The organism is Zarconia sp., assembly GCF_057467645.1.
The window spans coordinates 18,768-34,607 of record NZ_JBRJXU010000028.1 but is presented as its reverse complement, the minus strand read 5'-3'; the positions used below and the strand labels follow the sequence as shown (position 1 = coordinate 34,607).

Sequence of the window (15,840 nt, the reverse complement as noted above, 5' to 3'; positions counted from 1 at the left end):
CAAAGCACAGGCTATGCCCATACTCAGAATTCCCAACTCCGAATTCCGAATTCCGAATTCTAAATGCAAGTGGGGACGCACCCGCGCAGTGCATCCCCACAAACCATCGACATATTGAATTGCCTGTAACTGTCTGTAACCTGTCAGTCAAAATCTGCCAATTTCGTTAGATTAGCGAGCAGACCCGACGAGGCGATCGAAACTGCCCAATTGAGCCACGAGTTGGGCGAATTCAGCGCGCTGTTCGGAGGTAAGCACTCCGCGAATTTCCATCATGCCGTCGAAGTGCAAATCCGAGAGGTCCGCTTGCAGTTCGCGCACTTTCTTTTGCTGGCGGCGGAGGCTGCGGGTAGAAGTATCTTCGGCCATCATTTCCGTCAACCGCGCCTGAACTTGTTGCAACTCGTTGCGAGTGGTGGCAGTGCGCGCCGTGTAGGTTTGGCGGATAGCGGCAATCTCCCGCGTTTGCTCGGTGGTGAGTTGGAGGCGCTCGGCCACGGTGGGTTCGCTAGGCTTGACGGGGGTTTCCGGACGGACGACGGGACGGGGAGTCGGACGAGAGACCACGGGAGAGGTTTCGGCCAGTTCGCTCAGGGTGAGGTCGTTGGTGAGGTAGTGATGACCCAGGGTGCGACCTTGGTAGTTACGCTTGGTAAAGCGCCAGCCGGGGTTGAGTTCGAGCTTCACGAAACCGGAAGACACGCCATTGGCACGGGCGATTTCCAGGGGGGGAACGTTACGACGACCGAAGGGAACTCCCATCAGCACCAAGTCATCTCCTTGTTCCTCGACACGCAAGGAATAGCGCATTCCCATGTCTTCGCCGCCGACGCGGATGGAGTAGCCGTTACTATCGGTAGCGCGACCGCAAACGCCGGAGAAATTGAAGTTGAGGAGGAGGGGATCGATTTCTACGGGGTTGGCTCCGGTTTCGTTCCAGCAAGCCCGAGTAGAGGAGATTTGTTCGAGAACTAGCAACTGATGACGAGAGGTTTCACCCACCGGTGCGGCGATCGCAATCACTTTATCCTGGTTGACTTCCGTTTGTCCGAAGGTGCTGGCAACGGCCGTCTGGGGAGTGAAGGTAGAAACGGCAGTCAGTGCGGCGGTGGCGAGGGCGGCGAAGGGGAAGGAAGCTTTCATGTCGTCTGTCCGGTGGGGGTTTGTTTGCTATGTCCTTATTGTGGGGGTAAGCTTTTTGGGATTGGCGGGCGATCGGTCTACTTTGGTAATTGTCCATGAATAGTTGTGACAGTTGGGTGGGTTGGTTAGTGCGGAATTTCGCGGTTTTCCGTGGGTTGGGCGGTGCGAGTGGGGGTTGGGGCTTGGGCAATCCTTGAGAGTGTCACGGGGGTTTTGGGAATCGGGGAGGTAGAGGAGGAGGCAAGTAGGATGGGCAAGCATCAATCTGTTGCAAATGGCGATCGCATCAAACCCCCCTTCTCCAGAACATCATCGACACCGTTAATCGATCGCAGCCAGGGGACCTGTGGAGCAGCATCGGACAGACACACCGGACGCGGTGAGGATGAGTACGAGTAAGGATGTGTAAGGAGGGTAAGAATCAATGGGTCTCAAATAGCGATCGCATCCCAATCCCCTGTCCCACCACTGGGCACTGACGTTAATTTCTTCCCCCTTCCCCTCAAACCCATTTTCAACAGATGCACCCCGCGGATGGTATGGCACTACGCAAATGCATTCGGACATTGACGAGGATGAGTCTAGGGAGCATCAAACGCATCGCGAGCATTCGATCGGAGTTGGGTTGTACGAAGCATCATGGGTTTAAGCGGAAGATTCGGCGTAATCCACTAACAGGGAAATCCGCTGGCGCAACGTCGTCAAACCGAGATTGTTCGCCGCTGAAATAAACGCTCCCTGGGGAAACTCCTCCTGGGCGATGGCTAAGGTATCCCCGTCCACGCGATCGATTTTATTAAACACCACTAAAATCGGCCCCGGCGTCACCGGCATTTCCGCAAGAATTTCCATGACCGATCGAATATGACTCTGCCAGGCTGGATGGGATAAATCGACCACGTGCAGCAAGGCATCGGCTTCCGTCACCTCCTCCAGGGTAGCTCGGAACGCATCCACCAACGCCGGGGGCAACTCGTGAATGAACCCCACCGTATCCGTGAGCAAAATTTGGCGCGCTTCCCCCGTATCCGCATCGGGAACCGCAAAGCGGCGCGTTGTGGGGTCGAGGGTGGCAAATAATTGATCGGCCGTGTAAATCTCGGCGTTGGTGAGGACGTTGAGCAGCGTCGACTTGCCCGCATTGGTATATCCCACCAGGGCAACCGACGGCACTTGCTGGTGCTGGCGGCGCTGGCGCATCCGTCCCCGATGGGCTTGCAGGCGATCGACTTGTTCCTGCAATCGGGAAATGCGGCGACCGATGGCGCGGCGTTCGGTTTCCAGTTTCGTTTCCCCCGGTCCTCGGGTACCGATACCGCCCCCCAGTCGAGACATGGCTTGCCCCCGTCCCGTCAGTCGAGGCAGAGTATATTCCAATTGCGCCAACTCCACCTGCAATTTCCCCGCTTGGGACTGGGCCCGTTGGGCAAAGATATCGAGAATTACTTCCGTGCGATCGACCACTCTCACACCGATACGAGCTTCCAGGTTGCGGACTTGGGCGGGGGAGAGATCGCGATCGAACACCACCAAATTGGCCCCCAAAGTTTGGGCTGCCAGGGCGATTTCCTCCACTTTACCCGCCCCGACAACGGTTTGGGGATGGGGGCGCGATCGACTCTGCTGCATGGTTTGCAAGACCGTGCCCCCAGCCGTATCGATGAGTCGGGCGACTTCTGCTAAGCCTTCTTGAAACTGTTCGGTCTTGATGCCATCGGTTCTCACCCCCACGAGCAAGACGTTATCGCCATCGGACTCTACCTCGCGGGCGACGAATTCTCGCTCGAATTCCGCTTCGAGTTCTTCTACCATTTCGACGAAATCTCGCTCCCCGAGAACGTCTAAATTCAGGGGTTCGGAAACCGTCCACGCCGCTTCGGTGGCATTGGGAACCAGATGGGCGAGATAGGCGGCTTTGACGTATCCCGTATCCCCCCCACCGCGACGCTGGAATCCCGATCCCGTCAGCGTCAGCACTACCAAAGCATCCAGGCGCTGAATTGCCATTGCCGTCAGGGCCGCCGTTCCCGGTTCTCCGTCTTTGAGTTGGGTGGCAATGCAGCGAATCCCACTCAGGCGACTTACCCCGTATCGCGGCAGTTCCAGGGGGGGAATCTGGGTTTGGCGCGGCGACCCCACCCCCACGCGAATGACCTGTCCCCGGCGGTTGAGGTAGGCGCACATCGGCTGTCCGACGTCGGTACTAATGGCGGCCAGTCGTTGGGCCAGTTGGGACGTAGCGATGCGATCGCCGGGTATGCGCTGGTGGTACAACCGCTGGAGTTGCTTGAGTTGGTTGGCTTTAAGACCTTGAAGGTTTCCGTGGATGGTATCGATAAGTGTCTCTAACCAGAAGTCTGGTTCCCCGAATCGAGTCAGAATATAGTTATTTTAACGACTGAAAGGGTGATGGGGATGGGGTGTGGGGTGTGGTGTGGAGAATGAATTAATTGAATAATTCTCTTCTTCCTTGTCTCCTTGTCTCCCCAAACAAACCCCTTGACCAATGGCGCATAAGCTTAACCTTTTACCAATCGGTGTGGGGAAGAGTTAATTGAATAATTCTCCTCTCCCCAACCTCCCCCTGCCTTTCCCCAAATCCCTGGAGCAACTGCTATACAATAGGGACTTAGCCCAGCATCAGGCTGCGGTCGATCGCCCGCATCGTTAATCTTGGCTCAAACTATGAGTGCAAACATTCTAGTTGTCGAAGACGAGGTCAAACTCGCTCAATTTATCGAACTCGAACTCAAATTCGAGGGCTATCAAGTCAGTATCGTCCACGATGGGTTGGCCGGGTTGACTGCCGCGCGAGAAACCGCGCCGGATTTGATTATCCTCGATTGGATGATTCCGGGGATTTCTGGGGTGGAGGTGTGTCGCCGCCTCCGCCAAACGGGAGATCGGGTTCCGGTCATTCTGCTCACCGCGAAAGATGAAATCGGCGATCGCGTCGCGGGATTGGATGCGGGGGCTGACGATTACGTCGTTAAACCCTTCAGCGTCGAAGAGTTACTCGCGAGGGTTCGGGCAAATTTGCGACGCACCCAGGAAGAAGATCCCGATTTGCTCGTGTTTGAAGATTTGAGCTTGAATCGTAGCACCCGCGAGGTTTTTCGGGGCGATCGCGCCATCGAACTGACGGCGAAGGAATACGATTTGCTCGAATATCTCATCAGTCACCCCCGGCAAGTTCTGTCCCGCGATCGAATCCTCGAACAGGTGTGGGGATACGATTTTATGGGAGACTCCAATATTATCGAGGTTTACGTTCGCTACTTGCGCCTCAAGCTCGAAGCCAATAACGAAAAACGTCTGGTGCAAACGGTTCGTAGTGTGGGGTACGTCTTGCGCGAGTGATGGGGAAAATTTTAGGTTCTAGATTCCCTGTACTGTCGTCTGTTTCGGGGAGTACTTTCCAATGAAAAACTGGCTGACGTGGTTGATGGCAGTCCCAAATTCTGTGGCGACGGTCCTTCAAGAGTCGAGCCTGCGAAACCCGATCGCCATTAGTTTCGGAGCGATTGCCGGGGCGCTCAGTCGCTACTATCTCGGTATCTGGTTCGCGGGACGATTGGGTCGCACTTTTCCCTACGGCACTTTGTTTGTCAATCTGAGCGGTTCGTTGGCGATGGGATTTTTTGTAACGTTGGTCTTGGAACGGGCGATCGTTGTTTCTCCAGAAGTGCGTTTGTTCGTCGCTGTTGGGTTTCTGGGTTCGTACACCACGTTTTCCACTTACGAACTCGATACGATTGCCCTACTGCGCTCTCAACATCTGTGGCTGGCTGGTCTATATTGGCTCGGGAGTGCGTTTCTCGGGGCGATCGGAGTTTATTTGGGAATCGTTGCTGCTCGATCGCTTTCTTAGATATAGCTAAGCGCATGGCGGTTAAGACAATAAATTCGGGTTGAGTTGTTAGAAATCTTGTAGGGGTCAACGGCCGTTGACCCCTACGGTATTTTCTGTGCAAAATTAAATGTCCTAAGCACTACGCGCTTAGCTATATCAATACTTCGCTCTATTCACCTAGAAAAATATTTAAGAGAGCCCGATCTCCTTTCAGGCTCTCTTTTCGAGGCAAAATTGTATGCCGATTACGCGCAATTGAGGATCGTTCTATCGACCTAAAGCCGCATCGGAAATGCCACCTAAACCCACAGATTGAAGAAGGTCTTCCCAAGTTTGCTTCAACTCAATGTTATGGGGTTGAGCGAGGCGTTGCTCGAACAACGTAACGATCGTCTCTTGCCAAATCCCCGCTTCCGCATACAAGGCGGGATAAGCCGCCGGAGATTCCCCAGCCAACTTTTGACTTAAGTACGGATCGAGATCGACTCGCTTGACCCATCCTTCTACAACTGGGTTGGCCGAGCGATCGAGATCGTCGCAAATCAAGCTCACGTACCATTGATAGGGTTTGCCAACGGTCAGCGGCGGCATATCTGCATCGGTGAGAGTGAAGCCGACGATCCCCGGAGCGTTCGGTAAAGGTAAATTCTTGCGAACCATTTCCGTACCATCTTCTCGGGCGACAATTAGTTCTAGATTTTGACCCGAAGATGAGGGGACGTAAACCAACAGCGTTGGGTGTCCGGCAGTGGTCAAGCCAATTTGCGCGTTGGGTGTAATGGCCATCAAGCCTTCGCTGCTCGACAAGCACGCACCTGTGCCCCGACCGGCACCTCCAGTCGTGCGGTACGGTGCATCTTCTCCGGGAGAGTCAAATTGGATGCCCGCAGAGGCAATCTCATCTAATCTTTCAACGGCTTTTGCACCATAGGAAAAGCCGCATAACAATGCCAAGGATAACGAGAGAGTCAAGGGAACTGTTTTGCAATTCACGATCGGATAACCTCACAAGTAAACAACAACAGAAGAACTGCGGTTATGCGTTCGAACATTTTTTCACTTGCGGTTGCTGTCTTCTTCAAAGAATGAAACTTCTAACCTTAGGTCGATATTCCGTTCGAGAAACAAATCTCAGTAACGGTTCTGTTATTCCAATGCTAGCCCGTTCGATCCTTCGAGAAATATTTCACTTCAAGTTTTTGAACTTGAATAAAAGATTCAGAGCTTTTGCTTCATGAATCTTATCGATCGACGTAAGAAATGCTGTTTGTGTTTTGATAGAAAAACTAATTTTGACTTTAACAGAACTTCTCAGTCGACTTACACTCTAAAATACCCAATCACCTCAGTAATATTACCAATTCTATCTACTTTTTTCGTAAAGATACCTGCAATACTTTATTTTTTACTTAAAGATTATGTAAAGTCTAGCGCCGAACAAACTTTTTTAATCTTTAATGCATGCAGATTGAGAGATAGAATCACGTGGCGACTCATATCCTAGCAGAATTTTAAGGTAGTAAACTGAGAAAATGCTGAAAATCGAAATTGTGTTGCTCGCAATCCAAATATAGAAGATAGTTCCAAGATAACTATATGTCTTGAGAGTTATCTTACTGCTAGCAATGATATTTTTTGCTCCTCACCCCAGCATAACGCAAGTCAATCGGAGACGATATGAGTGGGGTCATACTCCACCCCACTTTGAGAGTGTTAGATTCTTGGCGTCGTCATCTCGATCGGGACAAGAAGCTTAAGCCTGTTTTTGATTTGAGTTAATGAAATATCCTAGTGCAGGGTGGTAGGAATGATTAGACAGTAAAAGTATCGTCTAAATAGATTTTCAGAGTCTTTGAACCTGATTGACTGACAAAACTCAGAAGCCTTAGACTACCCGCGCCCTTACTGAAAGTAGCGATATCGGACGAAATACTGGAGAGAGCGACAATTCGGCAAAACTCGGTACACTTCGAGTGGTCATGGTCGCATTCATTAAAATGAAAAGGGCGCGAACGGCGATCGCAAGGATTCGAGTCCCAATCATAGAAGCCTGAAATTATAAGGGTTTAAACCCATTTTGAAGGGAGGGGGTGGATCCATAGCGCTTAGCGCTTGTTTATTGATACAAATCGAAGAAATCGGTATGTTCCATTGCCCGTTCCCTATTTCCCATGACGGAAAATTTGCAATGAGACCGGCGCGAACTGCTATAAATCCTAATTCCAGCAAGGCTTTGGGTCCCTTTCGAGATCCAAAGGGACTTGCCAAAAAATAAGAGACCAGCTTGCCAACGACTTGCTGTAGGGTTAACGGTCGTTGACCCCTACGATTGGTATATTATTTTCCCGCAGATCCCAAAGTTGTCAAAAGACCACTGTGCTGGCCAGGTTGACTGACAACTCACCAACTCTATTACTTCACGATTCCCCGTCGCGTTCTCTCCGTCGAGACTGAGGGACCGTGACTGCCACGAAGTAAACGATCGCTGAAGTTGCAGGTATTTTCCTGGCAATCCATTTGGGCGAGGCGCAAACGAGACTCAGTCAAAATGGTACGAAGTCCAGAAACGTTGATGGCGCTTTTGGCTTCGATCCGACCGGACATCAGCGCCACCAGGATCGTGAAAATGAAGGCGCGAAGTAGCATCGAAAGGTGGGAAATTCGCTCGGTTCGATCTGACATAACCCTTGCACTCAAATGCGACGTTGAACGATCTCGCCACCAATTCCAAACCCACTTACAGGAAGTCGATCGATTTAGATTTCCCGAACGCCAAACAGAAAATGTGTTTAGTGCAGCGCCGATAATTTGCATTCGAGAACGATCGATCTAAGACGAAGAAGGGTTGCTATCCGCCGAAAACCCGCAATTTTCAGGGAGAATCATTGAAGGAAAATCAAGCGAAAGCAGCTCGGAGAATTTTAGGAATGATATCGGTCAGCGATAGAACTTGGGGTTAGCACTGCAACGTAGCTTTTAACTCTATTCTTCTATTATCGCGTATTTATACTGAGGTAGGAGCGATCGACATCGCTACCAGTCCGCGATCTCTCGGAATTATTTTGGCGATCGATATCACAAGAGCATTCTAGATCGTTCTCCAAGAGCCTTATTGTCTCTAGTTTTGATTCGGTACGACTTGCGCGATGGATGACTTGGGGGAGTGAGTGAAAATTTTTTCTTTTTTAAAATTTCACCCAGTATACCAGCCCCCAGGTCAACTCAGAAATGGTGTTGGCACGGGAAGACAACCCGATCCCGATCGCAGCAACCTCTATTCTTCGCCACTCGAGGTCTGACCCACCTCACAAGCCTTCTCCAACCGTGCCCGATCCCAGCCCCGTTGATGCAGAATCAGCCAAGATTGGATTAAATCGGGACCTTTGAGCGCTCCGGTCAATCCAGCCCGCAGGGATTTCATGACCAACCCCTTCTTGACCCCTTGCGCCTTCGTCACCTGTTTGACGATCTCTTTGGCGGCATCTTCAGTGAGGGGAGCATCCGCATCGATTTTTTCCCATACTGCTTGGAGTAGAGGCACGACCCCTTCTTGGCGCACTTGCTGGGTTGCATCTTCGGTAAACTCCACCGATTCCACCATCAATGCCCGACTCATCTCCACGGCGTCTGGCAGTACCGTCAGACTCGGACCGATGGTTTGAGTGAGTGCCTTCAGCCACGGCAGATCGCCTTCGGGATCGAACTCGTAACCCCCCGCTTGCCAGTAGGGAATCAATGCCGCCATCAACTCGTCTGCGGGCGTTTCGTGCAAGAGCTGACCGTTAAGCCAATTGAGTTTATCCCAATCAAACTTCGCCCCGGCTTTATTGACGCGATCGAAGCCAAATTTCTCGGCCGCTTCAGCCAGGGTAAACCGCTCCTGACTATCCGGCGGCGACCAGCCCAACAACGCCATGTAGTTCGCCATCGCCTCGGGAGTATACCCCATCTTCTGGAACTCCGACACCGAAGTCGCCCCATCCCGCTTCGAGAGTTTCTGCCCTTTAGGATTGAGAATCAACGGCGTGTGGGCAAATTTCGGTACGGCTGCCTCCATCGCCTCGTAGAGCAAAATCTGCTTGGCGGTATTGGCAATGTGGTCTTCCCCGCGAATGACGTGGGTGATTGCCATATCGATATCATCGACCACAACCGCCAGATTATAGAGCGGCTGTCCCACTTCTCCGGGGACGGCAGCCCGCGCCACCACCATATCACCACCTAAATCGCTGCCTTTCCAGGATAGGTTGCCCCGCACTAAATCATGCCAGGTAATCGTGCGATCGTCGTCAATTTTGAAACGAATCACCGCCGTGCGTCCCTCCGCCTCAAATTCCTGTTGTTGTTCGGGAGTCAAGTTTCGATGGCGGTTATCGTAGCGGGGAGCGAGCTTAGCCGCTCTTTGGGACTCGCGCAGGGTTTGGAGTTCTTCGGGAGTGGCATAGCAACGATAAGCCAATCCCTTATCGAGTAAAGTTTGAATCGCTTGTTGGTATAGGTGGGTGCGATCGCTTTGGAAAATCGGACCTTCATCCCAATTTAAACCCAACCACTGCAAACCATCGAGAATATTTTGGGTATATTCTTCCCGAGAGCGCTCTCGATCGGTATCCTCCACCCGCAGAATGAATGTTCCCCCTTGATGGCGAGCGAACAGCCAGTTAAATACGGCAGTACGAGCCGTACCGATATGCAGATTTCCAGTAGGACTCGGGGCCAGACGAACGCGAACAGACACGACTAATTTTCTCCGCTCTAATAACGACACTCTAGATTGTAGAGCTTCGCTGAGACCAAAAGCTAAAATTTTTGAACGGGACTGACGGGGCTCGAACCCGCAACTTCCGCCGTGACAGGGCGGTGCTCTAACCAATTGAACTACAGTCCCTTGCAGGTGTAATAACTATTGTGCCTACTCTGGATCCATTTGTCAAATTATTTTGGGAAAATTCTGAAAAATCTTTCAAACTCACCTCAAATCCAGGTCCCCGATCGCCTCTCAACTTCTTGGGCAACGACGAGTTTGCCGACAAATCGACCTAAAATCAATGATGATGAAAAAACACGTTGAGTTTGTATGATGAAAGTTGGCGATCGCGTTCGCGTTATCGAATCTGTTGTGATTTACCATCATCCCGAACATCGCAACCAGCCTTTCGATATCAAAGGAACCGAAGGAACGATCCGCACGATTATGGAAGACTGGAAGGGGCGACCCATCAGTCCCACCTTACCAATTGTCGTTCAGTTCACTCTGACCAAGAAAAAATTGACCGTTCATTTCAAAGGCGAAGAACTCGAAATCGTTGCGGACGAATAGAGATCGATAAGCCAGAGCTGGGGCAATCCGGGAAGAAAGCACTCCGTAGAATTGGGAATTTTCCGATTCCGGTCAATGACTCGGAGCTGACATAAGTGGTTCTTCCAACCATCCCCGATGGAGATCGCAATGGGGAAGAGATTTGTTTTCCCCGATCTGTCGTCCTCCTTGTCTTTCCCACCCCCGCCTCCCCATCTTCCCTCAAGAATCAATCGGAATATTGCTGCAGCCGTTCGGGTCGCGGAATTTTGCCGAGACACCGAAAACCGAAAAACCCCCATCTCACTCGAACAAGCCGATCGACAGTTCGGACTGAATGCTGATGGAGATCGGTGGTCATGGCGATCGCTAAGAGCGGGATTGGCGTTGAAACCAGCTCAAAATATTGAGTTCTCCTTCCATTCTCTTCATTTCCTCTTGGTGCATTTTTGCCGTCGCGTAGTACCACTGACAGTAACGCTCGAAGCTTTGGCGATATTCCACTTCCCGATAGAAATCCTGGCTTGTGCGATAGCTCGCGAGCCATTCTTGGACGGCGCCCTCGCCCATGGGGAGATTGGGTCGAAATTCTTCAAACATAATGCGAAGGTTGAATTTCTCTCATTCTAAACAGCAGGTGTGGCGAATGACGAACGCTCAGAGCCGATCTCGGGTCACTCTAGAGAAACGCAGCAGCGATCGCGACCTTGTTCCTTGGCTTCTACCAATGCTTCTTCGGCTGTGGCAATCAGAACCCCGGGGGACAGATCTGACGCGGGAACGTGCGTGCCGATTCCCGAACTGATGGTAATGTATTCGCTAATGCCGGGTTGGTGGTGGACAACTTTTAAGCGCTTCACCTGCAATCGAATGAGTTCGGCCACTTGTACTGCGCCTTCGAGACTGGTGTTCGGTAAGATAGCGGCAAACTTTTTCGGACCGTAACGGGCGATAAAGTCAGCCGGACGCTTAGCTGTGGCACGAATCGCCTCGGCCACTTGTTGCAAGCACCGATCGCCAGCCTGATGGCCGTAAGTATCGTTGTACTCTTTGAAATAATCGATATCGCACAAAATTAACGACAGTGGTTGTCGATCGCGTTTGAGCCGTCGCCACTCTTGGGTAAGGTGTTTGTCGAATTGGCGGCGATTGGCCACTTGAGTCAAGCCATCTAATTGGGTCAGATGTTGCAGTTGCTGGTTCGCTTGGGCGATCGTCGCTTGTTGCTCGGCGACTTGGAGTCGCAGTTGGACGAGTTCGAGTTGGGTCTTGACCCGAGCAATCGCTTCTTTCGCCTCGTAAGGTGCGACCAGGTAGTCATTTCCTCCCACTTCAAAAATCTTACTTTTATCTAAGTCAACGGTTGAGTCGAGGGATAAAATTACGGGAATTGCGCGGGTTTCTGGAGAGGTTTTGAGGATTTGACACACTTCATAACCATTGGTTCCCGGCAGGGCGACATTTAAGACGATCGAGTCGGGAAGCTTCGTTTTCATGGCCGCAAACGCACTGGCAGAATCGGCAGCCTTTCTGACTTGATATCCTTGACCGATGAGTAGAACGGAGAGCAAATATTGGTTGTCGGGATTGGCGTCAACGACCAAGATATCTGCTTTATGTGTTGATGCGCGATCGGAACTCATAGGAATAAAAGTTAAGTGGGAAACTCAGTGGCTAGAGTGTTATCGCTATTGGGGCAATCTTGCAGATTACCCCTGTTCGACAAGTGAAATAACCAGAACGGATGATATAGAAAAATAGAGAGCGACCTCCGCAAGAGAGTCTCCTGTGAGAGTCTCGTGTCTGAGTGGGTTGGGTGTACTTCCGTAATGGACAACCCCTTAAAACTGAAGCCGATCGATCCCCCCAGTCCGGGAAAAACTGGGAAATATCGCTTGGACTCGACTCGATTGGCGAGCGTTGTTGTCAAAGGTCTTCTCTGTCCAACCTCCGCGCTCGTGCTGGGGAGGGGAAACAACGCTGGGAAAATCCATGTTGCAAAGTTAGCAAATCTGGGAGCACCGCGCCAGTGACGCGCCGTCTGCATCAGAAATACATCAGAGATACACAAGGGTGCGATCTCCTCGTGACGTGCCGATCGGATCTGACACGTCGAACCCCACACACTCCGGTCAAAGTCGCACTCGGTCGATTGTCAAGAAATTTTTAGGTACTCTTGGGACACTCTCGAACACCATACGAACTCAGCGATCGATATCGATCTTGACTTCTAAAAGCAGTTTACAGTTTTACTTCCAAAAATCAGTAAAGAATGAGTTTTTCAAAGGGGTCGGTTTAAGGTAACTTGAGGAAAACTCTGAAGGTCAGGGACACATAGACCGAGAAAACCAGGAAGATCCAGAAAAAACTAGAGATGAGAATTTTAAATGTTTCGTTCTCTGCCTGGGCTTCCTGGAACTTCCCCGACCCTCAAAGCTCTCTGAGCTGATGGTGTTCCTAAACTCAAACCCAATTCGCACCCGAACTTGATATGACCCTTTCTCTGGCTCAAGATGCGATTTCCGTGCTGATCGACCTCGCCGAACGCGGAGAAATCGATCCCTGGAATGTGAAAGTCATTGAAGTGGTCGATCGCTATCTGAGCGAACTCAATCCCGTACCGGAAAAGGGTACGAGTCCCTACTATGCAGATTTATCGAGATCGGGACAAGCTTTTCTCTATGCCTCTATGCTGGTACTGCTCAAAGCCGATAGTCTGCTGCAATCGACGTCTGAAAGCGAAGACGCGGATCTAGAAAATGCCGAGGAATGGTTTGAGGAAGCCCGAGACGCGATCGCCACCTTGCCCCTCAAGCTCGAAGAACAGTTACATCGTCGTGCGGTGGCCCCTCCCCCCCGAAAACGCCGGGTCACGCTCCAGGAGATGATCGCTCAGCTGCAACTGATGGCTCAAACCCTCGCCGAACCCGTACGTCGTTCTCGCTCCCGTCGCGCGCTGCGGCAGGCGAAATCAAAAGCCGCTCGCGATATTACCCAACTCGCCCACCAGGAAAACTTAACGGAAACCGCGACGGAGTTGGAACAATTTTTGCGCGATCGGCAATCGGAGATCTACGATAACCGCGAGTGGCTGCCTTTTGAAGAACTGCTTGTCGTGTGGACTCCGACCGCCCCGCCATCCCCTCACGCCTCGGAAAACAGCGATCGAGTCGCGCTTTTTTGGGCGTTGCTACTGCTCTCCTCCCAATCTAAAGTAGAACTCGAACAAGAAGAATTTTACCAAGATCTCAAAATTCGCCTGACCCTCGATGCCAACGGCACTTCATGAAAACTTTAGAAACGGGGGAATCGAGGGGGGTCCGTGTTGGATTGAGGGAGATCGAGATCGATAATGGAGAATCCCGTCTGGAGGGAAAACCTCCTTCTCATAAGGCTTCTGGGAGCCTCCCATGCAGACTCTCACTCATGACTTTGCGTGCTTGCGTCATGCCATACCCACTTGTGCGGTTGGGATCGACACACCCTAGACAGAAGCTCGTGTCGATCGTTAAATAAATAGAGTTCGATCGCGCTCGTTAGAACTAGCAAATGTAAGCTAGATTAACATTGGGAAGACTGTTTCCCAAATCAAAGCGTGCCGAGGGTTGAATAGGTAAAGCGTATGAAAGCCATGATTTTGGCGGCAGGGAAAGGAACCCGCGTCCGCCCGATTACATACACAATTCCCAAACCGATGATTCCCATCTTGCAAAAGCCGGTGATGGAATTTTTGGTGGAATTGCTGCGCCAGCATGGATTCGATCGAATTATGGTCAATGTCAGTCACTTGGCAGACGAGATCGAAAATTACTTCCGTGACGGTCAGCGATTTGGCGTTCAGATCGGATATTCCTTTGAAGGTCGAATTTCCGATGGTGAGTTGATTGGAGAAGCGCTCGGTTCCGCTGGCGGAATGAAGAGAATTCAGGACTTTTCACCCTTTTTTGACGATACTTTTGTCGTGTTGTGCGGAGATGCACTCATCGACTTAGATCTCTCGGCGGCGGTGAAGTGGCACAAGGAAAAAGGTTCGATCGCTACGGTGATTATGAAATCGGTCCCCAAGGAGGAGGTTCCCAGCTACGGGGTCGTCGTCACCGATGAGGAGGATCGCATCAAGGCTTTCCAAGAGAAACCCTCGGTTGAAGAAGCCCTCAGTACGAGTATCAACACGGGTATTTATATCTTCGAGCCGGAGGTGCTCAAATACGTTCCCTCCGGTCGTGAATACGATATCGGTGGCGATCTCTTCCCCCAGCTGGTGGAAATGGGCGCTCCGTTCTACGGTTTGACCATGGACTTCCAATGGGTGGACATCGGTCGCGTCCCGGACTACTGGCGAGCCATTCGCAGCGTCCTTCTGGGTCAGGTGAAAAACGTGGCTGTTCCCGGCAAAGAAGTGGCCCCCAACGTCTACGCGGGTCTGAACGTGGCGGTGAACTGGGACAAAGTGGATATCCAAGGTCCCGTGTATATTGGTGCGATGACTCGCATTGAAGACGGCGCGAAAATTATCGGTCCGGCAATGATCGGTCCCAACTGCTGTATTTGCGGTAACGCCACAGTGGATAACAGTGTGATTTTCGAGTATTCTCGTCTCGGACCAGGGGTGCGCTTAGTCGATAAGCTGGTTTTCGGGCGCTACTGCGTGGATAAAACGGGCAATACCATTGACGTACAAGCAGCAGCTCTCGATTGGTTGATTACTGACGCGCGTCAATCTTTGCCGATGGAACCTCCCACGGAACATCAAGCCATCCAAGATTTGTTGGGGGCCGAAGAAAACTCTCGGGTTTGAATTGAGTGGTCTGGGGGTTAGGAAAAGAGCACAGCGTCCATCGATGGACTCTCTTGAAATGGGTTTGGGGCATGGGAGATCGAGTGTGGGAGCAAGTTCCCCTCTTCTGATGAGGATAGTACCTTGCCCTCAAACTAACTTAAGGGACTTGCCAAAAAATAAGAGACCAGCTTGCGAACGACTTACTGTAAGGGTTAACGGCCGTTGACCCCTACGATTGGTATATTATTTTCCCGCAGATCCCTAAGTTTGTTCCGAGAAGTGTGACTCAGTTCCGGCTGAGTTTTCAGGTCTGGGAATCAATCTTTCAACTTTTCTTGATGTCGGCATTACTTACCGAGTAATCCGCCAAGCTAACTTTGCCCGGCGCTAAGATTCTCCGCCTCCCCGTTTCTCCGTGTCTGGTGCGTTAGTCTTCACCAGTCATTTTTGCTTTGGCGAATTACTAGTCACGCCATGTGCAACTTAATTCTCCAAAATCCTCTCGCACGGGGGGGGAGGGGGAAGGGGAAAAGGGGGATAAGTCTACTCGCTCACCATATCGCGAGTGCAAAAAGAGCGCACACCGCGTTAGTCTGGATCGTTTACCAAACGCGCTCGAACCCGATCGCGAGCGAACCTCAAGCCAACAGACGGTTTTTCAGGTCAATTGCCAGCTTGCTTGGTACCGGCAAGGCTTTGAGCTATTTTTGTCGAACCTCATGAATAATGTAGGCGAAAATATCCAACGCGCTCTATTGCAATCGT

13 protein-coding genes and 1 tRNA gene are annotated in these 15,840 nt (G+C 51.4%); 6 read left to right on the top strand and 8 right to left on the bottom strand.

Going from position 1 to position 15,840, the window contains the following annotated elements; genetic code table 11:
• Window positions 1-171: 171 nt before the first annotated feature.
• A complete protein-coding gene (locus AC2215_RS04580) occupies window positions 172-1,143 on the bottom strand; it encodes a DUF3747 domain-containing protein (RefSeq protein ID WP_486808778.1) in 972 nt (323 codons plus the stop codon).
• A gap of 249 nt (window positions 1,144-1,392) precedes the next feature.
• On the opposite strand from AC2215_RS04580, the gene AC2215_RS04575 reads away from it, so the two are divergent.
• Window positions 1,393-1,542, top strand: a complete 150-nt coding sequence (locus AC2215_RS04575) for a hypothetical protein (protein ID WP_486808777.1) — start codon at window positions 1,393-1,395, stop codon at window positions 1,540-1,542.
• A gap of 246 nt (window positions 1,543-1,788) precedes the next feature.
• On the opposite strand, the gene hflX is transcribed toward AC2215_RS04575, so the two are convergent.
• A complete protein-coding gene (hflX, locus tag AC2215_RS04570) occupies window positions 1,789-3,417 on the bottom strand; it encodes a GTPase HflX (RefSeq protein ID WP_486808776.1) in 1,629 nt (542 codons plus the stop codon).
• Between the two features lie 411 nt (window positions 3,418-3,828).
• On the opposite strand from hflX, the gene AC2215_RS04565 reads away from it, so the two are divergent.
• Window positions 3,829-4,503 (top strand): response regulator transcription factor, encoded by a 675-nt coding sequence (locus AC2215_RS04565; protein WP_486808775.1) that lies wholly within the window; start codon window positions 3,829-3,831, stop codon window positions 4,501-4,503.
• A gap of 61 nt (window positions 4,504-4,564) precedes the next feature.
• Window positions 4,565-5,014, top strand: coding sequence for a fluoride efflux transporter CrcB (crcB, locus tag AC2215_RS04560; RefSeq protein ID WP_486808774.1), 450 nt, complete (start codon window positions 4,565-4,567; stop codon window positions 5,012-5,014).
• A gap of 249 nt (window positions 5,015-5,263) precedes the next feature.
• Here crcB and AC2215_RS04555 read toward each other — a convergent pair whose 3' ends face one another.
• The 4 genes from AC2215_RS04555 to AC2215_RS04540 form a co-directional block, all read right to left on the bottom strand.
• The gene (locus AC2215_RS04555; protein WP_486808773.1) at window positions 5,264-5,989 is read right to left on the bottom strand and encodes a DUF928 domain-containing protein; all 726 of its coding nucleotides are present in this window, start codon (window positions 5,987-5,989) and stop codon (window positions 5,264-5,266) included.
• A gap of 1,419 nt (window positions 5,990-7,408) precedes the next feature.
• Window positions 7,409-7,678 carry a hypothetical protein gene (locus tag AC2215_RS04550; RefSeq protein ID WP_486808772.1) on the bottom strand — a complete coding sequence of 90 codons (270 nt, stop codon included), beginning with the start codon at window positions 7,676-7,678 and terminating at the stop codon, window positions 7,409-7,411.
• 592 nt (window positions 7,679-8,270) lie between these two features.
• A complete protein-coding gene (gltX, locus tag AC2215_RS04545; RefSeq protein WP_486808771.1) occupies window positions 8,271-9,734 on the bottom strand; it encodes a glutamate--tRNA ligase in 1,464 nt (487 codons plus the stop codon).
• A gap of 76 nt (window positions 9,735-9,810) precedes the next feature.
• A tRNA-Asp gene (locus AC2215_RS04540) sits at window positions 9,811-9,884 on the bottom strand.
• Window positions 9,885-10,073: 189 nt separating this feature from the next.
• On the opposite strand from AC2215_RS04540, the gene AC2215_RS04535 reads away from it, so the two are divergent.
• Window positions 10,074-10,316, top strand: coding sequence for a ferredoxin-thioredoxin reductase variable chain (locus AC2215_RS04535; protein ID WP_486808770.1), 243 nt, complete (start codon window positions 10,074-10,076; stop codon window positions 10,314-10,316).
• 348 nt (window positions 10,317-10,664) lie between these two features.
• On the opposite strand, the gene AC2215_RS04530 is transcribed toward AC2215_RS04535, so the two are convergent.
• Window positions 10,665-10,895, bottom strand: a complete 231-nt coding sequence (locus AC2215_RS04530) for a hypothetical protein (protein WP_486808769.1) — start codon at window positions 10,893-10,895, stop codon at window positions 10,665-10,667.
• Between the two features lie 74 nt (window positions 10,896-10,969).
• The gene (locus AC2215_RS04525) at window positions 10,970-11,938 is read right to left on the bottom strand and encodes a diguanylate cyclase domain-containing protein (RefSeq protein ID WP_486808768.1); all 969 of its coding nucleotides are present in this window, start codon (window positions 11,936-11,938) and stop codon (window positions 10,970-10,972) included.
• An 848-nt stretch (window positions 11,939-12,786) separates the two neighbouring features.
• On the opposite strand from AC2215_RS04525, the gene AC2215_RS04520 reads away from it, so the two are divergent.
• Both AC2215_RS04520 and AC2215_RS04515 read left to right on the top strand, forming a co-directional pair.
• On the top strand, window positions 12,787-13,584 hold the full coding sequence (locus tag AC2215_RS04520) for a segregation/condensation protein A (RefSeq protein WP_486808767.1): 798 nt from the start codon (window positions 12,787-12,789) through the stop codon (window positions 13,582-13,584).
• A gap of 333 nt (window positions 13,585-13,917) precedes the next feature.
• A complete protein-coding gene (locus AC2215_RS04515) occupies window positions 13,918-15,093 on the top strand; it encodes a sugar phosphate nucleotidyltransferase (protein ID WP_486808766.1) in 1,176 nt (391 codons plus the stop codon).
• Window positions 15,094-15,840: the final 747 nt, after the last annotated feature.